Origin of the sequence: Rhodococcus sp. 06-1474-1B, assembly GCF_002258885.1 — a bacterium.
In the GTDB taxonomy this organism is placed as follows: domain Bacteria; phylum Actinomycetota; class Actinomycetes; order Mycobacteriales; family Mycobacteriaceae; genus Rhodococcoides; species Rhodococcoides fascians.
In genome coordinates this window covers 73427-92896 of sequence record NZ_NOYR01000019.1, presented here as the reverse complement: position 1 = coordinate 92896, position 19470 = coordinate 73427, and the positions used below count along the sequence as shown (strand labels likewise).

Genomic DNA, 19470 nt, shown 5'->3' with positions numbered 1-19470 from the left:
GCAGCCGCTCTACAGCCACTTCTGACGTTTGAACACCACGTAGAGCGCGCTGGAGCAGATCACCATGGCGATCAGCGCCAGTGGATAACCCAAGTGCCACTTCAGTTCCGGCATGTCCTCGAAGTTCATGCCGTAGATCGCGGCGATGAGCGACGGCGCGAACAGGATTGCACCCCAGGACGAGATTCGTTTGACCTGTTCGTTCTGCTCGAGGCTGACCTGCGTCATGTTCCGCATCTCTTCGTTCTGCTGCTGCGCCACCATGGTGGAGTGCACCGTCATCGCGTTCTGCAGGTTGGATCGGAACGATTCGATGCGGTCGGAGATGCGAATTGCGTGGTCCAACACATCCCGAAGGTTTCGCTGCAGTTCGACATCAACGTGATACTTGTCGGACCCGCGCTTGAGGGATTCGATCATCTCCACCAGAGGCTTTGCAGCACGGTCGAATTCGGATACCTCACGCAGCAGTGAGTAGATACGCCGCGATACGCTGGGATCGCCGGTGAACAGCTGGTCCTCGATTTCGTCGATGTCGGTCTGCAGTCCCTTCACTACGGGGACGTACTCGTCGACCACTTGGTCGAGGATTCCGTACAGGATGGCTTCGGGTCCGAGCGCGAGCAACTCGGGCGATTCCTCCAGTCGATGTCGGACGAGGCCGAGTTCGGGTGATTCGGCGTGACGGATCGTGACGACGAAATCGGCTCCGAGAAAAATGTGCAATTCACCGAATTCGACCTTTTCGGTCTCGTCTATGTATCGGGCGGGCCGCAGCACGACGAACAGTTGCTCGGCGTAGCGTTCGAGCTTCGGCCGCTGATGTGCCGCGATGGCATCCTCGACGGCGAGTCGGTGAAGCCCGAATTCCGTAGCCACCGCGTTGATTTCGCTGATCTCGGGACGGTACAGGCCGATCCACGCCATGCCGTGGCGGTCACGCATGCACTCGAACGTGATGTCGAGACTCTCCGGATTCGCGGTCCGCTTTCCCTCGACGTAGACGGCATTGTCGACGATCGGCACTTCGGGTCACCTCGGTTCGAGAACTTCGAATGTGCCGGACGGCACCCGATCGAGACTATCGCCTGAAACAATGGGGCGATGCAGCAGCAAGTTCATTTCACCACTCTGGCCACTGCGGATCTCGATGCAGCCCGAACGTTCTACTGCGACGGGCTGGGGTGGACGCCGTTGCTCGACGTTCCTGGCGAAATCCTGTTCTTCCAGATCGGGCCCGGTGCGGTGCTCGGTCTGTACGACGCCACCGCGTTCGACGGGGATCTGGGACGGCCGCCGCGCGAGCACGACCTCGGCTCGGTCACGTTGGCGCACAACGTGGACGACGCGGCAGCCGTCGACGCGATGTTCGCGGCCACTCTCGCGGCGGGCGCGACACCGATCAAGACACCTCAGCGAACATCGTTCGGTGGCTATCACGCCCACATCGCCGACCCCAACGGAGTCATCTGGGAAATCTGCCACAACCCCGGTTGGAGCGTCGACGACGACGGGACGGTTCGGCTGACTTAGCCGGCACCGACTATCAGTAGGAGGGCGGCGTTCTCGCTGACCTTGTCACCGGCTTGAAAGTTGGTTCCGACGACCGTCGCGTCGGGACGGTCGTAGTCGGAGCTGACGTCGGAGAAGCCTGCATCCGACAACGCCTGCACCGCGTCCGATTCGGTCATTCCGGCCACTGCGGGAAGCGTCGCGCGGTCGGGTGCTGCGTCGGCGATAGCGCCGCCGCCGAGGGTCAGTGCCCCAGCCACCGCGAGGGTGGCGATCGTCTTCTTGAATCCGATACCCATGTCTTCGTCCTTACTCGGCAGCGCTCTCTGACAACGCAACCGTGCTCCTGGAGGCTGTGACAGCGTTTCGATGTTGCTGTGAAGCAGCTGTCAGTCGCATGACATGCTCGTTCGGTGCTTCTCGACCTCCTCGGATACATCGGTATCGCAGTCTTCGCGGCGTCGGGTGCACTGGTCGGGGTATATCGACGACTCGACCTGTTCGGGGTTTGCGTCGTCGGAATCACGACGGGCATCGGGGGCGGCATCGTTCGCGATCTGCTGCTCGGTATCCATCCGCCGACGTCGCTGGACACCTGGCCGAACGTCACCGTCGGGTTTTTCGCCTCGCTCGTGGTGTTCGTCGCGCATCGGCAGATGGGCAAGGTGCGCCGAGGCGTGCTCGTGCTCGACGCATTTGGGATGGGCCTGTTCGCCTCGACCGGCGCGACGATCGCCCTGGGTGTCGGCGGTAGCTCCCTGTCGGGGGCGCTCATCGGGACGACGACGGCCGTAGCCGGTGGCGTGATCCGGGACGTCCTCGTCAACGACGTGCCCCTGCTGCTGCACCGCGACCTGTATGCCCTACCTGCGCTGCTCGGCGCGACGGCCGTCGTGGTGGCCGAGGCGCTCACTCTGCCGGAGAACGTCGGGTTGGTCGCGGGGACGATACTGGCGACCGGCCTGAGATTGCTCGCTCTGTGGCGTAAATGGAATCTGCCGCAGGCTCGGAACCTACCCACGCTGTGAGCTCCGACTGCCTGAGCGCGTACCGACCGACCACCCCTCTCAGCCGTGTCTCAGTCGACCAGGACAAACTGTACCGATGCGGATACTGGTGGTCGACGACGATCGAGCGGTGCGCGAATCGCTGCGCAGGTCGCTCACGTTCAACGGGTACACCGTGGACCTGGCGGTCGACGGCCTCGATGCCCTGGAACAGGTAGCTGCGGCGCGTCCCGATGCGTTGGTGCTCGATGTGATGATGCCGCGTCTCGACGGCCTCGAGGTGTGTCGGCGATTGCGCAGCGTGGGCGACGACCTACCGATCCTGGTGCTGACGGCGCGTGACTCGGTGTCCGAGCGCGTAGCCGGTCTCGACGCCGGCGCCGACGACTACCTGCCCAAGCCGTTCGCGCTCGAGGAGCTCCTGGCTCGGCTGCGGGCATTGTTGCGGCGCACAGCGATGGAAGCCGGCATCGACTCGGAGACCATGACGTTCGCGGACCTGTCGTTGGACCCGGTCACCCGTGAGGTCTCGCGCGGCGAGCGTTCGATCAGCCTCACCAGGACCGAGTTCTCGTTGCTCGAGATGCTCATGACCAATCCGCGCCGAGTGCTCACCAGAAGTCGCATTCTCGAAGAGGTCTGGGGCTACGACTTCCCGACTTCCGGCAACGCGCTCGAGGTGTACGTCGGGTATCTGCGGCGCAAGACCGAGGCCGAAGGGGAGTCGCGGCTGATCCATACCGTTCGCGGTGTCGGATACGTCCTGCGCGAGACGCCCCCGTGATAGGCAGTTCGTTCGGGCGCAAGACGCCCGACGGTGTTCCACCTCCGCCGGCACCGATGCGGCCACCGACGCCGTTGACGAGATCGGTGTCGTTACGGTGGCGGGTGACGCTGTTGGCTGCGTCCGTCGTGGCGATCGCGGTGGCCGTCATGGCCATCGCTGCCTACACCGTGGTCTCGCGCGCGCTGTACGGCGACGTGGACACGCAGTTGCGTTCTCGCGCATCGGCATTGGCGGAATCGGACCTGGTGTCCTACGACCCACGGTTCGTGGCCGGTGCCACGTTGTACAGCACCGACGTCAGTGTGGCGTTGATCTACCCCGACATGACCAGCTACAACCCGCCCGGACCCAAGGTGCCCGTCGGCGATTCGGAACTTGCTGTGGTGCGCGGAGAGCAGGCTTCGTCGCTGCGCACACTCGACGATCAGCGGGTGCTCGCACTGCGTACCAAGGACGGCAGCACCCTGATCGTGGCGCAGCGACTGCTGCCCACCGGAGAAGTGCTGGATCGTTTGGCGTGGGTTCTGCTGATCGTGGGAGCCTGTGGTGTCGTGCTGGCGGCGGGTGCCGGTATGGCCGTGGCGCGCACCGGTTTACGGCCTATCGCACGATTGACTGCGGCCGCAGAGCGAGTGGCGCGTACCGACGATCTGACGCCTATCCCGGTGACGGGCGACGACGAATTGGCCCGGTTGACCGAGAGTTTCAACACGATGCTCCGAGCCTTGGCCGAATCTCGGGGCAGGCAGAGCAGATTGGTCGCCGACGCCGGGCACGAACTTCGGACGCCGTTGACGTCGCTGCGCACCAACATGGAACTGTTGATCGCGGCCGGGCGTCCGGGTGCACCGTCCATTCCCGACGAGGACATGGCCGAGCTGAGAACCGACGTGGTGGCGCAAATCCAGGAATTGTCCACGCTGGTGGGTGATCTGGTGGACCTTGCACGCGAGGACGCACCCGAGACGGTGTTCGAGCGGGTCGACCTTGCCGATGCCGTCGAGCGCAGCCTCGAACGAGCTCGCAGGCGTCGCAACGAGATCGACTTCGATGCCACGCTCATGCCGTGGTTCGTCTACGGAGATCAGGCGGGCCTGTCGAGGGCAGTGCTCAATGTGCTCGACAACGCGGCCAAGTGGAGCCCCAGCGGCGGAGAAGTGCGAATTGCCATGCGGCAGATCGGTGACGGCCTGCTCGAGCTGACAGTGGACGACGCGGGCCCCGGCATTCCGGAGGAAGACCGCGAACTCGTCTTCGAGCGTTTCTATCGCTCGACGGCATCGCGTTCGATGCCCGGATCCGGTCTGGGACTTGCCATCGTCCGACAGGTGGTCGTCAAACACGGCGGCACGATTGCCGTCGAGGTGTCCGAGCGGGGTGGAGCGCTCATTCGAATCGTGTTGCCCGGTGAGGGTGCCGCGGACCACGAGACACTCTCGGCAAACTGATAGGCGAGTCTCAGCGCGCTCTCAGTACCGCCCTGCACAGTGAGTAGCAAGAAGGCGGGCGACCTCGAAGCCGAGGTCTCTATCGAAGGAAGCAACAGCGATGAGCGACGACCGTAACGAACCAGAACAGCCCGGACGGGATGCCGGTGCACAGCATCATCCTGCGGACCGGGCTTCACACGGCGGCGAGCACGATCCCTCGACTCAGCACCAGCCCACCCAGCAGAATCCGACGCAACAGAATCCCACGCAGCAGTTCCCACCCCAGCAGGCGCATCCCCAGCAGAGCTACCCCCAGCAGTACGCGGGCTACGGGCAGAATCAGTACCAGCCCGGCTACGGCCCCTACGGTCAGCACGGCGACTCGCAGGCCGGTCAGCACAACCCGGGCCAGCATGCGCAGCCCCAACAGGTTGCGTCGCAGCCTCATTCGGCGTCTGGCACCGTCAAGACCCGTCCGGGCCGGTCTGCTCTGGTGGCCGGAGCGATTGCTCTCGTTCTCGTGGGCGGCGGAATCGGCGGCGCGGTCGGTGCCATCGCGACCAACAACGCCAACGGCAACAACGCCGGTGTCACCAATTCGCTGAACTCACCGATCACCGCCGCTCAGCCGGCCGCCAACTTCCCCGACGGTTCCGTTCAGGCCGTCGCGAACAAGGTGCTGCCGAGTGTCGTGCAGATTCAGGTGAAGGGCTCGCAGCAGGAAGGTGAGGGCTCCGGCGTCATCCTCAGCAGCGACGGCCTGATCCTGACGAACAACCACGTCGCCACCGGTGCCGGGGCCAACGGCAAGCTGACCGTCGCGTTCGCCGACGGGTCGGTGGCCGACGCCACCATCGTCGGTGCGGACTCCGTCTCGGACATGGCCGTCATCAAGGCCGAAGGAAAGACGAATCTGACGCCGATCGAGTTGGGCAGCTCGTCCAACCTCGAGGTCGGCCAGCAGGTCGTCGCCATCGGTTCGCCTCTGGGCCTGGCCGGTACCGTGACCACCGGCATCGTTTCCTCGCTCAACCGCCCGGTATCGACGTCCGGTGAGTCCGGCAACCAGAACTCGGTGATCGACGCCATTCAGACCGACGCGGCCATCAACCCCGGTAACTCCGGCGGCGCTCTCGTCAACACCGATGGCCAGTTGATCGGCATCAACACCGCCATCGCCACGCTCGGCGGCAGTGAGGGCTCCGGCGCGCAGAGCGGATCGATCGGTCTCGGATTCGCGATCCCGGTCGATCAGGCCAAGCGGATCGCCGATGAGCTGACCACCACCGGCAAGGCCACCCAAGCGATGATCGGTGTGCAGGTGCCGTCGAAGGACGATGCCAACGGCGCAACCGTCGTCGAGGTCACCGAGGGTGGCCCGGCTGCGGCGGCAGGCATTCCGAAGGGCGCGGTCATCACCAAGGTCGACGATCGGATCGTCGCCAGCGGTGACGCGCTGATCGCCGCAGTGCGCTCGCATGCACCCGGCGATTCGGTGAAGATCACCTACACGGACGGTGGCAGCGAGAAGACCGTCGACGTGACGCTGGGCACGGCCGAGCCGGCTGCGGCACCCGCCGCGCAGGTCCCGTCACTGCAGATCCCGTCGTTCCCGGGCGGTCGCTGATGCTCAGGGAAGCCGGTAGGCACGGAACCATTGCAACTATTTACGCACAGCGTGAGCCGGGTACGGGCCTTACTACTACGGTGAGCGGTATGGAACTCGACGCACCTTTGGCCGGCCGCGCGTTGGTCGTCATCGTGGACGACCGCACTGCTCACAGCAACGAGAAGGATTCGACGGGTCCGCTGGTGACCGAACTGTTGACCGAGGCCGGTTTCTTGGTCGACGGTGTGGTGGCAGTGACGGCCGACGAAGTGGACGTGCGGAATGCGCTGAACACTGCGGTGATCGGCGGTGTCGATCTGGTGGTGTCCGTCGGCGGCACGGGTGTCTCGCCTCGCGACGTCACTCCCGACGTCACGGCCGAGGTGCTCGATCGCGAAATACCGGGAATCAGTGAGGCGCTGCGCTCTTCCGGCCTGGCAGCCGGATCGTTGGACGCAGGCCTGTCGCGGGGACTGGTCGGAGTATCGGGCAGCACGCTGGTGGTCAACCTGGCGTCGTCCCGTGCGGCCATCCGTGACGGTATGGCGACGCTGACTCCGCTGGCGAGTCAGGTCATTGCCGAACTGTCGGGATTGGACGCGTAGTCACTGCGATGAACGACGAGCCGATCGAGAATCGACCGGACGACGAAGCGAGCCGGGCCCGAGCAGAACGGGCCCGGCTCGCTCGTATCTTCGGAGACGTGCTGCCGGAGACCACGGGAGACGACCGGGCCGACGGGCCCGATGGCGACTCTTTGTCGGTCGATTGGTTGAAGCAGCAGCGACCACCCCATTACTTTTAGTGTGATCCACAACACATTTTGTTGGCTGGAATGACAGCTCTGTTAGTTAGTCGTTTACCTGTCGTTAGCGACCTACCCGGCGGTAGTGCCGGGCGAAGCCGCCGAAAACGGACACCACAGGCGGGGTGTGGAACGGTCCAATCGTTCAATCCGGACAGGACTCCCGCTGCGTCTTCCCATATCAGGGTCGTTTTACTCCTGATCGGCACCTGTAACGGTTTCCACTTCTCGGGAGATGCTGTGACGCAGGTTATCGCTAACACGGGTGTGAAAGATGTTCACGCCGACGAAACACATCACGAGATGGCAACGTTTGGGCGTCGATCGTAGGGATTGTCACGGTCAGGCATCTCCTCTAATGTTCCCCTCAGCTTCCAAGGGATCAGGGCGTGGGACCAACCGGTGCCGCGCCCTTCATCTCGGAACTGAACAATCGAGGATGTGGCCTTCAGGCTCCATCCGGCTCGGGCTCGCACACACTGACGCGTGCGATTCAGTTCGAGGGTGAAAGCCACAAGCTTCCCCGTGCGACACCGCGCTGGGACTGAACATGATGAGGAATAAATGACGGAGATCCAGAAGTCGCGGCGCAGCCGGGGACTCAAGTCCATGAGCGTCGCAGTTGCTGCCAGCGCTTCGGTAGTCGGCCTGGTGCTCGGTACCGGAACCGCTTCTGCCGCTGTCGACAGCGCGAAGTCCATCGTCGACGCCGATGGCAACACCGTGACGTTGACGCTGTCCGACTCCTTCGTCAGCGGCGTTGCGCCTCTCGACGGTAACCCGCTCACCCGTGAGTGGTTCTACGACGGCCGCGCAACGTTCGACGTTCAGGGCCCCACGGCTGACGACTTCGAGGGCACCCTCACCGCCGGCCTGCAGATCGGCTACCCGTTGAGCCTCGACGGCGGCGTGTCGGTCGAGTGGGCTTCGCCTTCGGCCAACCTCGGCATCAGCAGCGGCAATGAGTCCAGCGTCACCGGCAACATTCCGGTGGTTGGACCGGTCGACGAAGACGGCAACCTCATTGCAGGCCCGACGGTTGATCTCGGCGGCAAGGGCACCTCGACCAGTGGCCTCGACGTCGGCGTTCAGCTGATCCCGCAGGCAACTGCGACCATCGATCTCGCTCCCGGCGGCGGCGTCGTTCAGTCCGAGAGTGCAATCGCCACCTTCAACGAAGAGGCGAACATCTCCAAGACCGAGGGTGACGCTGCAGGTGCTCAGGGCTCCATCCAGCTCGCCGGCGTCCACGGCACCGCTACGGGCATCCTGGGCAACGTCACGGTTCGTCCGTACGTCACCCTGCTCAGCGCAAAGGGTGACTCGATCACCACGTACGGCCCGGCAACTCGCCTCAACTGATCTCGATCGGTTGATTCTGGTTTCCTAGTTCTTCCGGTTCAGGCCCGCACGGATTCTCCGTGCGGGCCTGAACTATGTTCGGCTCGAACGTAGTTCGACATGTAGAGAGGCGCAGAAGCAGTGACCTACCCGAAAGCCCGTTTCACAGTGTTCGCCGCCGGAGCCGTCGTTGCTCTCGGGTTGCTCACCGGTTGCAGTGGTGGTGACGACTCGGCAGCCACCGGTCAGAACACCGACGTGTGCAACTCTTTCGCCGCCGACCACAATGCGTTCGTCGGTCTGGTGAAGGCGGGCCCGGGGTCGGCAGCCAACATCGAGCAGTGGACTGCGGACAAGCAGGCGGCCGTCGACAAGGTGAAGTCACTGTCCGGCACCGCGTCCGGTGACGTCGCCAGTGCGATCACGACGTTCGCGGACGCCATTCCGGCTGACACGCTCGAACTGTCGGAACCCGACAGCGAGTCGGGCAAGGCGTTCGTCGACAACGGCGCAGCAGTGAAGTCCGCCTGCGAGGCGGATGGCACCTCGATCACGCTCGACGAGCTACCGCTGACCACGTTCACCAACTGATCGCCTGACGGGCCCTCTCGGCCTGTCGCACGCCCCACAACGAATGAATGCGCCATTCACGCCGTCTGACAGCGTGAATGGCGCATTCATTCGTTGAAGCAGACCGGTGTCAGTCCTTCGAGTGCTTGCCGAGGTCGGGGGAGGAGGAATCGATTGCTTCGCCGCTGCCGCCGGTGGTGTCGGCCGCCGTTGAAAGCTTCTGTCCTGCAACGGTTCCCCCTGCGAGGATGTCGCGGATCTGCACCAGCACGTCGACGTCGCTCAGTTCCTTTTCCGGCTGACTGACGAAACGCTTCTTCGCGGTGTTCACCGGCAGGATCAGCACGAAGTACACCACCGCCGCGATGATGACGAAGTTGATGATGGCCGTGATGACTGCACCGACATTGACGAACGATTCGGGGGACGACGTGATGTTGAAGCCGAACCCATATTCGTTGCTTCCGCCGAGGGCGGCCACGAGCGGGTTGATGATGTTCGTGGTGAACGCGGTGACGATGGCCGTGAATGCTGCGCCGACGACGACTGCGACCGCGAGGTCGACCACGTTGCCTCGCAGTAGAAAGTCCTTGAAGCCCTTCAACATGAGCGCTCTCCGATCTCTGGGTATGTTTCTGTCTCGCCAGACGTTAACCCAGATCGAGCGACTTCGGACCTCGTGAATCGCCCGGGTGCCATCTCAGTGCAGCGTCACCGTCAGAGCGCTCACCAGAGATGCGGCCGCCACCGTCGTCGCGTCCTCGGTCGGTAGGGCCAGCAGCACCACCCGATCTCGTTGACGACTCCCACCGGCTTCGGCAGAGACGAGCACCACCATTGCCCCCGATGCCAGTATCCGAGCAGCAGGTGGGGCTTCGGGATTTTCCTGAGTTTCGACGGTCAGGACGTCCACCCGATCGCCTTCTCTGAGCAGGTCGGTCACGCCTGCGTCGGCGAGATGCACCGGTACGACGCGTGCCTCGGCCCCCAGCGCCGCGGTGGCCGTTCGAGAGCCCAACAGCCGGACGTCGGTGAGCAATTCGCCTGCTCGAACCGGGCCGGTCAGCGTTCGTCCGTCCACGTCGGCGGAATCGAGCACTGCGCCGTCGGGCACCGTGGCCGAATCCCATTCGGCGACGGCAACATCGGCCGACGTCAGTATCGTTCCCGGCGTCAGGTCGCGGCCGGCCGTGACGACGCGGACGCGATTATCGCCTGCGGCGTCGTCGACGAACAGCAGGACTGCGACGGCCACCAGAATGCCCGCGGCGATGCGTCGAACTTTCACCGATCCCACCCACGCGGGACGCTGAGCGAAGCGGTCGAGCAGCGTCGAGTCCAGTCGGTTCTTGCGGGCAGCCATGACCGGAACGGTAGCGGTCCCAACTGGCCCGAAGAGACCGAAAAGGCCGGCCTGTGGATAACAGACCGGCCTGTGGATGGATCCGAAAACTACTGGCTGGCAGCAGCTTTCGTGGTGGAGGACGAGGAGGAGCTGCTCGACGAGGACGAATCCGACGATTTCTTCTCAGCAGGCTTCGAATCGCTCTTGGTCTCCGACTTCGTGGCCGCGGCGTCGGACTTCTTCTCGCTCGCGCCTTCGCTGGCGGTGCCGGAGTTGCCCCGACTGTCGGTGCGGTAGAAGCCGCTGCCCTTGAAGACGATGCCGACCGAATTGAACAACTTTCGCAGCTTGCCGGAGCAGGCCGGGCACACCGTCAACGTGTCGTCGGTGAAGGACTGGACGATGTCGAAGCGGTTGTCGCACTCGGTGCAGGCGTATGAGTAGGTGGGCATCGTGTTTCCTCCGCGCTGGTCACCGAGGAGGTTCGCGCTCTGCTGGCCGAGGCCGAACACCGCCGGTGTCTTGTCTGTTCGTCGAAACTGGGGAGAGCATTAGCACTCTACAGTCAGGAGTGCCAACGAATCGAATCGTAGCGTTATTCCGTACCCAAGCGTATGAGCCCGCCGCCGGGAGTCAGCGCGTGCGTCACGCGGCGGTCGTGCGGTTCGGCCGGTAGCCGGGAGAACAGCTCCTCGTCGCGCACGATGGCGACCAGCATGGCCTCGGGGCTGCACAGGTCGAGAGTCCGGTCATAGAACCCGGCTCCGCGGCCCAGCCGGACACCACGTCGATCGACGGCCAGCGCAGGTAGCAGCACCACCGAGCATTGCCCGACGGCGTCGGGCTCGAGTAGTGGACCCGACGGCTCGAGCAGCCCGTACGGTGCCCGCACCAACGCATCGCGGCCCACGTAACGCGCCCACTTCAGCGGCCCCGGCTCATGGGCACTCGGCAGCAGAACCGTGGCTCCGGCCGCGGCCATCGCGTCGAGCATCTCGATCGACCCCGGCTCCCGGCCGATCGGAACGTACGCCGCCACGACCGAGTGTTCGGCCGCCAATTCGCCGACGGCATGGCAGAGTGCGGAGGACTCCATCGCGCGTTGCGCATCGTCGAGCAGTCGGCGTTCGGCGAGGACATGCTCCCGCCACAGATCCTTCGGCGTGTTCTCCGAAAATTCGGGAACGCTCACAACGGTTCACTCTCCCTCTCGTGCTGTCGTTCAACGATATGCACTCGGGGGTCGAACGGGGCACACGCCGAGCCAATCTCCAGAAACCACGGATAGGGTGAGCACCATGACAGAAGCCGCTTCAGCGACGACCGCCGCCACGCCTGTGCACTTCCGCACGGCCATCGTCCCCGCCGCAGGCATGGGTACCCGGTTCCTGCCGGCCACGAAAACCGTTCCGAAGGAACTACTTCCGGTCGTCGACACTCCCGGTATCGAACTCGTCGCCGGAGAAGCGGCAGATTCCGGCGCACAACGGTTGGTCATCGTCACCTCTCCCGGCAAGGACGGTGTCGTCGCCCACTTCGTCGAGGACCTCGTTCTGGAAAAGAAGCTCGAAGCGAGCGGAAAGCTCGAAATGCTTGAGAAGGTACGCGTCGCCCCCAAGCTTCTGGACGTGCAATCGGTCATTCAGCACGAACCGCTCGGACTCGGTCACGCCGTCGCATGCGCCGAGGAAGCACTCGACGACGACGAGGATTCGGTCGCGGTGCTGCTGCCCGACGATCTGGTGATGCCGCGCGGTGTGCTGGACGTCATGGCCCGGGTGCGCGCCAAGCGCGGCGGCTCGGTGCTGTGCGCCATCGAGGTTCCCGACGACAAGGTCTCGTCCTACGGCGTCTTCTCCGTCGAAATCGTGCCCGATGCCGTCAATCCGAACGTCCTCAAAGTCACCGGCATGGTCGAAAAGCCGAAGAAGGAAGAGGCACCGTCCAACTTGGCTGCCGCGGGCCGCTATCTGCTCGACCGCGCGATCTTCGACGCGTTGCGACGCATCGAGCCCGGTGCCGGCGGCGAGTTGCAGCTGACCGACGCCATCGCACTTCTCATCGAGGAGGGCCATCCCGTTCACGTGGTCGTGCATCGTGGATCGAGACACGACCTCGGAAATCCCGGGGGATACCTACGCGCTGCGGTTGACTTTGCTTTGCAGCGCGACGACTACGGTCCCGCGCTGCGTGAATGGCTGAACGAACGCTTGAGCGACAGCTGGGCACCGGAACTGACGACGTACGAATAGCATCGCGGGTCGATGCCATAGAGGAAGGGCCAGATGCGCTCGGTCGAAGATCAACAGACCAGGGTGACCGCAGCGGCGGTGGCTCCACGGCCTGTTCGGGTCGCCATCTCGGAAGCGCAGGGTCTGCTCTGTGCCGAGGAAGTGGTCACCGAGCGTCCCCTTCCCGGCTTCGACCAAGCCGCGATCGACGGTTACGCCGTACGCAGTGTCGACGTCGCCTCCGCAGGTACCGACCTGCGTAACGAAGAAGACGAGCGCATCGACCTGACGCTGCCCGTCGTCGGCGAGGTCTCCGCGGGTTCGCGTCAGCCCATCCGCCTGCAGCCGCGTCAGGCCGTGCGGGTCGATACCGGCGCGCCGCTGCCCACGTTGGCCGACGCAGTCCTGCCGCTGGATCGCACCGACAACGGCCGCGCCCGTGTCAAGGTGTTCCGTCCGGTTCGCTCGGGTGACTACGTGCGCAAGATCGGCGACGACGTTCAACCCGGCGACGTGGCCGTGCGGGCGGGAACGATCATCGGTGCCGCGCAGGTCGGCCTGTTGGCCGCCGTCGGACGCGACAAGGTGCTGGTGCACCCGCGTCCGCGGTTGTCGGTCATCTCGGTGGGCGGGGAGTTGGTCGATACCGATCGGACCCCCGGGCCCGGCCAGGTGTACGACGTCAACTCCTACGCCCTCGCTGCTGCAGCACGCGATGCCGGAGCCGACGTGAACCGCGTCGGCATCGTGAGCACCGACCCCAAGCGACTGCGTGAAGTGGTCGAAGGCCAGCTGATCCGCTCCGAGATCGTCGTCATCGCAGGCGCGGTCGGCGGAGGCGCGTCCGATGGCGTCCGTGAGGCGCTGGGCGAACTCGGGGACATGGAAGTCGAGCGGGTTGCCATGCACCCCGGCTCGGTGCAGGGATTCGGCCAGCTCGGACGCGACGAGGTGCCCACGTTCCTGTTGCCTGCCAACCCCGTCAGCGCGCTCGTGGTGTTCGAGGTGATGGTCCGTCCACTCATTCGCATCGCACTCGGCCGTCGCCAGCCACTGCGCCGGACCGTCACCGCGCGGACCGTCGCACCGATCACATCGATCGAGGACCGCAAGGGATTCCTGCGAGGGCAACTGATGCGCGACGAGGGCACCGGCGAATATCTCGTCCAGGCTCTCGGCGGTGCTCCGGGCTCGTCGTCTCATCTGCTCGCGACACTCGCGGAGGCGAACTGCCTGGTCGTCATCGATCCCGACGTCACCGAGATCCGAACCGGCGAAGAAGTGAAGGTCTCGTTCCTCGCTCAGCGCGGCTGACGCACGCGCTCACACGCGCAGCGCATACGATCGACTGATGCCGCGAACGTGGTCGAGCCACCCGGGTTGGCCGGCGAAATTGGGTCCAGTGCGAGTGGCCGGGGGAACGGTGACGGTTCGGCCCGTCCGCATGCGCGACGCAGCCTCCTGGAGTCGAATCCGCACCCAGGACCGCGCACACCTCGAGCCGTGGGAGCCGAGCGGTGAGGGCAGTTGGAATTCCCGACACCACATCTCCTCGTGGCCCACACTGTGCTCGGGCCTGAAGTCCGAGGCACGCAAGGGGCACATGCTGCCGATGGTGATCGAGGTCGACGGCGAATTCTGCGGGCAGATCACCACCGGGAACATCGTGCGGGGCGCGCTCCGGTCGGCGTGGATCGGGTACTGGGTGTCCAAGGAAGTCAACGGCAAAGGTGTCGCCACCGCGGCGCTGGCGCTCGGACTCGATCATTGTTTCGGACCGGTCGGGTTGCACCGCGTCGAGGCAACGGTGCGTCCGGAGAACCTCGCCAGCCAGGCCGTGCTGCGCAACGTCGGTTTCCGCGAAGAGGGCCTGCTCTACAAGTACCTCGACGTCGACGGCGAGTGGCGCGACCACAAACTCGTCGCGATCACCTCGGGAGAGGTGCAGGGATCGGTCGTCGATCGATTGGTCCGCGCGGGCAGGGCTGCGTGGGCATAGCGCTCACTCCACGGTGTTCGGTTGCAGATGTTGTCAAAGTGACAGGAGTGTAATTCGGGTCGGCGCGTCTGCGGGGTTCTCGCACCTGCTCCACATAACCTGAGGGCGTCTCGACTGTCGCTGTCGCCTGAGGAAGGAGAACATCGCCGATGCCGAACTCGATCATCTGGATCGGTCTCGTGGCCGTCTGGCTCTTCGTTCTTCTTCCCATGCTGATGACCAAGCGTCCGCAGATCATGCAGACCACGGACGCAGCACTCGCCACGCGCGTGTTGCATCGGGGTGGCACCAAGCGCAAGCAGCGCGGCCCCGCGACCGGCCACCGCAGTGATCCCGACTGGCGGCCGGAGGACGACCTGCGGGTCTCCGCGCCCGCCAGCGAGATCTTCGGCCCGAAATTCGCGTCGATTCGTTCGGACTCACCCGATCTACCCGGTACCGCGGAGGACCCCATGGACACTCACGCAGAAGAAGAAAACGACCTCGAACGCGACGAACCGGTCCACGACGCACCTCGCGCGAGCTCTCCCGCACACGAGCCGGGAGTCGTCGACGACGACTTCGTGCCTCGCCGACGCGGCCGCGGCGGATTCGATCCCGAGGCCGACGCCATCGCCCGGGCCGCCCGATACGCCTTCCGTCAGCGCGCGGTTCTCGGCCTGGTGTTCGCCGCCATCACGACCGCGGCACTGGCGTTCATCATCTCCCCGACGGTGTGGTGGCTGTGCGGACTGTCCGTCGCAGTCCTCGTCGGATACCTGTACTACCTGCGCAGGCAGGTGCAGATCGAAGAAGAGATTCGTCGACGACGACTCACCCGCATGGGTCGCTCGCGCCTCGGTGTGGAATCGGAGACCGACGAAGAGCTCGAACTCGTGCCGCAGCGTCTGCGTCGACCCGGAGCCGTGGTGCTCGAGATCGACGACGAGGACCCGGAGTTCGAGCATCTCGATCATTACGAGGAGCCGTTCCAGGCACGCCGCGACGATGACGGCGATTTCCGTCGGGCACAGGGCGCGTAACAGCGGTCCCGAGGGGCTTTGCTAGAGTTGCCCAGCCGGTCGAGACGACGGCAAACGGGGCTGTGGCGCAGTTGGTAGCGCGTCTCGTTCGCATCGAGAAGGTCAGGGGTTCGATTCCCCTCAGCTCCACCCCGAAACGAAGCCGCCACTCACCTCGAGTGGCGGCTTTCGTTGTGAATCAAGGCAATACAGAGCTCAGTGCACTCATTGCGATCGTGGTGACGGACAGTCCTCCGGTGCCGAATGCCGCTGCGGCGGTCATGCCGACCAACGCTTCGTCCGCCGTCGGCGTCGGCGGTTCGAGCTTCGTGCGCAAGAACGTGAACGGTAGGCCCCAGAACGCGCTCACTCCGCCGTCGTACTCGCGAGTGAGGTCGCCGAACGAGTCGTTGCCGCGGTCCGTGTCGCCGCGGATCAGTGCGCTGGACTCGAGGTCTTTCGCGGCAAGCATTAGTACGCGGTCTCGGTAGGCCAGACGTACTCGATACGAGCGTTTCACGACTCGTGCGGACCCCAGTTGCACCGCAATCGGGTCACCGCCGACCGTCGCGCGAATATCTGTGGACCGTCGGGTGCCTAGGGGAGTCCTGTCCGCGGTCTGCGGTCCGGTGCGAACGAACGTGACGCGGCTGGATGGCGTCGACAGGTAGTAGCCGGCCACGGAGTCGTCCTGATAGACGAGTTCGACGTCGTCGTACAGGGCAGTCTCGATCCTGACCGTGTGCACACATCCGACCCTACCGACCAGCCGGTTCCGTAAGTTGTCGGTGCGGCGTTACGTCGCCGGCGCCTGTGTCACACTTCATACGGTGACCAGCCAGATGACCGTGCATGTCGAGGACACCGAGGCTCATCGAATTGCGGCCCGGATAGTGACGCCTCTCGGCAAAGAGGCTGTGGTGACCACCGCGTCGAATTACGAGTTGGACCATTCGGCGACTCCGTGGCTTCCTCCGATGCTGGTAGCGGGAATGCGAAAGAAGTGGAGTATCGCTTTCGACGGCCCGGTGAATTCGACGGCACTTCGAGGCGCTCCCGAGGCGCAGAAAGTGTTTCTCGACTGGTATCCCAGACGGTTTCATGGGATATCGGTATCGGCTGAACCTTCCGATGCAATGTCCGACGGCCGAGGGGTGGGTTGCTTCTTCAGTGGAGGCGTGGACAGCTTCTATTCGGCAATCACCCAATCCGATCGCATCACCCATTTGATATTCGTTCACGGTTTCGACATCTCCGCCGGGAACGAGGATTTGGCCTCTCGGGCACTGGCCAGTGCCCGAGACGCGGCCGCGGAGCTCGGCAAGCCGCTGATCGAGGTCAAGACCACGTTGAGGTCGGCGTTCGGAGACCGATTGCCGCTCGATTGGGGATACGACCTTCACGGAGCCGCCCTGGCTCACGTGGGGCTGGCGTTGTCGCAGCATGTGAGCACCGTCATGATTCCGTCGTCCAACAGTCGCTGGGATCTGCTGCCGTGGGGTTCCCATCCCGATCTGGACCCGCTGTGGTCGAGTAGCAGTGTCACGTTCGATCACCACGAGTTGGAGGTGAATCGGCTCGGCAAGCTCCGGCGGATAGGCCTGGACGAGACGGCGATGAAGCATCTACGGGTGTGCTGGGAGAATCGCGACGGTCGATTCAACTGCGGAGTGTGCTTCAAGTGCATCAGGACGAAGATCGGGTTGGCCGCTGCAGGTGCGGAGAGTGCTGCCCTTCCAGGACCCATCGATCTCCATGCGGTCAGGTCCTTGACGTTGACGAACCGTCAGTGCCACCACCTGCGAAACGGGCTTGCTGCCATGGAAGAGGCAGGCGTGACCGACGATGGTGTGGTTGCGGCAGTAGACACGGCGATCCGCCGAAGGCGCTGGCGACAGGCTGCGTCGTATTTACGACGAGCACGATCGATATCCATCGGCCTCATACGTCGTCGCGTGAGCTGAGGCATTTCCGGCAATATGGCGGATTCGAACAACATTCGATTATTAACGGGAATCGAATTCTTTCGAACGTGTTATGAGCACCATTGACCCGAAACGGTCTTTTGGATTGCTTAGCGCCGATAATCGCGTCACGCTGCAGTTTTCGGCGCTCTGAGCTGGGGCTGCTTCTTCGGCTGACTTTAGTGTTCGCGTGGCTGATGTCGTATCTTTATACGCGTGCCTGCGCGTTCGGTAGGTGTCGAATTCAATCAGGGGATCGAAATGAACACTCTCAGTGTGGTAATTCCGGTGCTCGACGAGGTCGACCACATCGGCGAATGCTTGAATCTGCTGCTCGATCAGGGAAACTGCATAGACCGTATCGTCGTGGTGGACAACGGCTCGACCGACGGGACGCTCGATCTGGTCGAGACCCTGTGCGAGGTCAATGACAAGGTGCAGTTGGTGCACGAGCCGAATCGGGGCGTCGTGCATGCCCGGAACACAGGCTTCGATCTCGTGCAGTCGTCCATCATCGGCCGCATAGACGCCGATACGCGCGTCCGGCCCGGGTGGGCACGCTCCATCATCGAATTCTTCGGAGAGCACTCCACGGTTGCGGCAGCGGGCGGGCGAACCTACTTGTACGAGTCGCCGTGGGCCCGGCCTCTGGCGTGGCAACATGCTCGAGCGGAGCAGCGCGACCCGTCGGTGCGCAGCGCCTTGGCGGTATCGGGCAACAATTTCGCAATCCGCGCATCTGCTTGGCACGAGGTTCGGGATGTCGTCAGCGACAAGACCTGCGTGCACGAGGACATCGATCTGTGCTTGTCGTTGGTCGGCAAGAAGTTGCCGCTTGCTCAGAACGGCCGTATGAAGGCTGCGGTCTCCGGCCGGCGATCGGCTACCTCTCCGGTGAAGTACGTGAACTACGCGATCGCGGGCTACCGCTCCTACAAGGAGCACGGGCTCGCATCGGCCAAGCTGGCCCGGATCGTTGCGATCGATTGGCTCCTGCACACGCTGCGCTGGCCCATCTCGAGAATGTTCTCGGCGGTGCCCTCGCGCGCGCTACCCGTCGACGACCGTGCGCTCTCCGACGAACGGATGCGAGAGGCCGCGTGAACCTGCGCTCCCTGATCCCGACCTGGGCGAGCGACTCGTCGAACGTCAAGTGGGCCCTCTTTCAGATGCGTCAGGCAACCCTCGTGTCGGTGGCGAACCTGCCGTTCGTTCCGGCGGTACTGCGGGCGACCTTGCTGCGGCCGGCGGGAGTCCGGACGGACGGGCCGTGCTTGATATACGGCGGCGCGATGATCCAGGGTCGCGGGTCGGTACGGATGGGCACCGGGGTCTTCGTGAATTTCGGGTGCCACTTCGACACTGTTGCCGACATCGTGATCGGTGACGATGTGTTCCTGGCGGACCACGTTCGGATCATCACCAGTACCCATGACGTCGGACCGTCGTGGCGACGGGCAGGCTTGCTGAGGGGCGAGTCGGTCACCATCGGGCGAGGCACGTGGATCGGGTCCGGTGTGGTGATCATGCCCGGGGTCCGCATCGGTGAGGGATGCATCATCGGGGCGAACTCGTTGGTGACCAAGGATTGCGAACCGGACGCGGTGTACGTCGGCAGTCCAGCCGCTCGTCGCCGGGAGTTGAACGATCTACCCGACGCGCGAGCCATAGCGGGCGCGACGCCTGATTTCGAGAGCAATACTCTGACGAACGATCGATAAAGCGCTTGTCGATATCGACAAAAGGCTATTATCGATCCGAAATTGGACGACTTATTTCGTCGAATTGATGATGTAGCATCATCTGCGTCAGAGGCTCGGCACTCTTTGCATTCGCTTCGGAAATTGTCGAGCTACGCATTGCCAAAAA

General features: G+C 64.0%; 22 protein-coding genes and 1 tRNA gene. 16 read left to right on the top strand and 7 right to left on the bottom strand.

The window, feature by feature from the left end; genetic code table 11:
* Positions 1-9 precede the first annotated feature (9 nt).
* Positions 10-1026, bottom strand: coding sequence for a magnesium and cobalt transport protein CorA (locus tag CH266_RS05800; RefSeq protein WP_094644504.1), 1017 nt, complete (start codon positions 1024-1026; stop codon positions 10-12).
* Positions 1027-1104: 78 nt separating this feature from the next.
* Here CH266_RS05800 and CH266_RS05795 point away from each other — a divergent pair, with 78 nt between their 5' ends.
* The gene (locus CH266_RS05795) at positions 1105-1533 is read left to right on the top strand and encodes a VOC family protein (protein ID WP_094650518.1); all 429 of its coding nucleotides are present in this window, start codon (positions 1105-1107) and stop codon (positions 1531-1533) included.
* Here CH266_RS05795 and CH266_RS05790 read toward each other — a convergent pair.
* Positions 1530-1811 (bottom strand): PASTA domain-containing protein, encoded by a 282-nt coding sequence (locus CH266_RS05790; protein ID WP_032371235.1) that lies wholly within the window; start codon positions 1809-1811, stop codon positions 1530-1532. The genes CH266_RS05795 and CH266_RS05790 overlap by 4 nt on opposite strands.
* A 114-nt stretch (positions 1812-1925) precedes the next feature.
* Between CH266_RS05790 and CH266_RS05785 the strand changes: the two genes are divergently transcribed.
* The 7 genes from CH266_RS05785 (at position 1926) to CH266_RS05750 (ending at position 9082) form a co-directional block, all read left to right on the top strand.
* Complete coding sequence (locus tag CH266_RS05785; RefSeq protein ID WP_027496040.1) at positions 1926-2540, top strand: trimeric intracellular cation channel family protein; 615 nt, start codon at positions 1926-1928, stop codon at positions 2538-2540.
* 76 nt (positions 2541-2616) lie between these two features.
* A complete protein-coding gene (locus CH266_RS05780; RefSeq protein ID WP_027496041.1) occupies positions 2617-3303 on the top strand; it encodes a response regulator transcription factor in 687 nt (228 codons plus the stop codon).
* A gap of 56 nt (positions 3304-3359) precedes the next feature.
* Entirely contained in the window at positions 3360-4754 is a 1395-nt protein-coding gene (locus tag CH266_RS05775) for a HAMP domain-containing sensor histidine kinase (RefSeq protein WP_094621741.1), read from the top strand.
* A 100-nt stretch (positions 4755-4854) separates the two neighbouring features.
* The gene (locus CH266_RS05770) at positions 4855-6363 is read left to right on the top strand and encodes a trypsin-like peptidase domain-containing protein (protein ID WP_094714920.1); all 1509 of its coding nucleotides are present in this window, start codon (positions 4855-4857) and stop codon (positions 6361-6363) included.
* 89 nt (positions 6364-6452) lie between these two features.
* Positions 6453-6950: a MogA/MoaB family molybdenum cofactor biosynthesis protein gene (locus CH266_RS05765; RefSeq protein ID WP_197077495.1), complete on the top strand. Its 498-nt coding sequence runs from the start codon at positions 6453-6455 to the stop codon at positions 6948-6950.
* 764 nt (positions 6951-7714) lie between these two features.
* Complete coding sequence (locus tag CH266_RS05755; protein ID WP_032390818.1) at positions 7715-8512, top strand: MspA family porin; 798 nt, start codon at positions 7715-7717, stop codon at positions 8510-8512.
* Between the two features lie 120 nt (positions 8513-8632).
* The gene (locus CH266_RS05750) at positions 8633-9082 is read left to right on the top strand and encodes a hypothetical protein (RefSeq protein WP_032390819.1); all 450 of its coding nucleotides are present in this window, start codon (positions 8633-8635) and stop codon (positions 9080-9082) included.
* Positions 9083-9191: 109 nt separating this feature from the next.
* Here CH266_RS05750 and mscL read toward each other — a convergent pair whose 3' ends face one another.
* The 4 genes from mscL to CH266_RS05730 all read right to left on the bottom strand — a co-directional run bounded on the left by mscL (position 9192) and on the right by CH266_RS05730 (position 11598).
* A complete protein-coding gene (mscL, locus tag CH266_RS05745) occupies positions 9192-9668 on the bottom strand; it encodes a large conductance mechanosensitive channel protein MscL (RefSeq protein ID WP_094714919.1) in 477 nt (158 codons plus the stop codon).
* 93 nt (positions 9669-9761) lie between these two features.
* The gene (locus CH266_RS05740) at positions 9762-10424 is read right to left on the bottom strand and encodes an RcpC/CpaB family pilus assembly protein (protein WP_094714918.1); all 663 of its coding nucleotides are present in this window, start codon (positions 10422-10424) and stop codon (positions 9762-9764) included.
* An 89-nt stretch (positions 10425-10513) separates the two neighbouring features.
* Positions 10514-10858 carry an FmdB family zinc ribbon protein gene (locus CH266_RS05735; protein ID WP_027496050.1) on the bottom strand — a complete coding sequence of 115 codons (345 nt, stop codon included), beginning with the start codon at positions 10856-10858 and terminating at the stop codon, positions 10514-10516.
* Between the two features lie 143 nt (positions 10859-11001).
* Entirely contained in the window at positions 11002-11598 is a 597-nt protein-coding gene (locus tag CH266_RS05730) for a 5-formyltetrahydrofolate cyclo-ligase (protein ID WP_094714917.1), read from the bottom strand.
* Positions 11599-11704: 106 nt separating this feature from the next.
* Here CH266_RS05730 and CH266_RS05725 point away from each other — a divergent pair, with 106 nt between their 5' ends.
* The 5 genes from CH266_RS05725 to CH266_RS05705 all read left to right on the top strand — a co-directional run bounded on the left by CH266_RS05725 (position 11705) and on the right by CH266_RS05705 (position 15787).
* Entirely contained in the window at positions 11705-12658 is a 954-nt protein-coding gene (locus CH266_RS05725; protein WP_027496052.1) for a UTP--glucose-1-phosphate uridylyltransferase, read from the top strand.
* Between the two features lie 33 nt (positions 12659-12691).
* Positions 12692-13951 carry a molybdotransferase-like divisome protein Glp gene (gene glp / locus CH266_RS05720; protein WP_027496053.1) on the top strand — a complete coding sequence of 420 codons (1260 nt, stop codon included), beginning with the start codon at positions 12692-12694 and terminating at the stop codon, positions 13949-13951.
* 37 nt (positions 13952-13988) lie between these two features.
* Positions 13989-14636, top strand: a complete 648-nt coding sequence (locus tag CH266_RS05715) for a GNAT family N-acetyltransferase (protein WP_032364078.1) — start codon at positions 13989-13991, stop codon at positions 14634-14636.
* 149 nt (positions 14637-14785) lie between these two features.
* Complete coding sequence (gene sepX / locus CH266_RS05710) at positions 14786-15658, top strand: divisome protein SepX/GlpR (protein ID WP_032371228.1); 873 nt, start codon at positions 14786-14788, stop codon at positions 15656-15658.
* 56 nt (positions 15659-15714) lie between these two features.
* Positions 15715-15787, top strand: a tRNA-Ala gene (locus CH266_RS05705).
* Positions 15788-15836: 49 nt separating this feature from the next.
* Here the strand turns inward: CH266_RS05705 and CH266_RS05700 are convergent.
* Positions 15837-16385: a hypothetical protein gene (locus CH266_RS05700; RefSeq protein WP_027496056.1), complete on the bottom strand. Its 549-nt coding sequence runs from the start codon at positions 16383-16385 to the stop codon at positions 15837-15839.
* Between the two features lie 82 nt (positions 16386-16467).
* On the opposite strand from CH266_RS05700, the gene CH266_RS05695 reads away from it, so the two are divergent.
* The 3 genes from CH266_RS05695 (at position 16468) to CH266_RS05685 (ending at position 19322) form a co-directional block, all read left to right on the top strand.
* Positions 16468-17601, top strand: a complete 1134-nt coding sequence (locus CH266_RS05695; RefSeq protein WP_176457018.1) for a hypothetical protein — start codon at positions 16468-16470, stop codon at positions 17599-17601.
* A 261-nt stretch (positions 17602-17862) separates the two neighbouring features.
* Positions 17863-18705, top strand: a complete 843-nt coding sequence (locus CH266_RS05690; protein WP_094714916.1) for a glycosyltransferase family 2 protein — start codon at positions 17863-17865, stop codon at positions 18703-18705.
* Positions 18702-19322, top strand: a complete 621-nt coding sequence (locus tag CH266_RS05685) for an acyltransferase (RefSeq protein ID WP_235580006.1) — start codon at positions 18702-18704, stop codon at positions 19320-19322. Before CH266_RS05690 ends, CH266_RS05685 begins: the two co-directional genes overlap by 4 nt.
* Positions 19323-19470 lie beyond the last annotated feature (148 nt).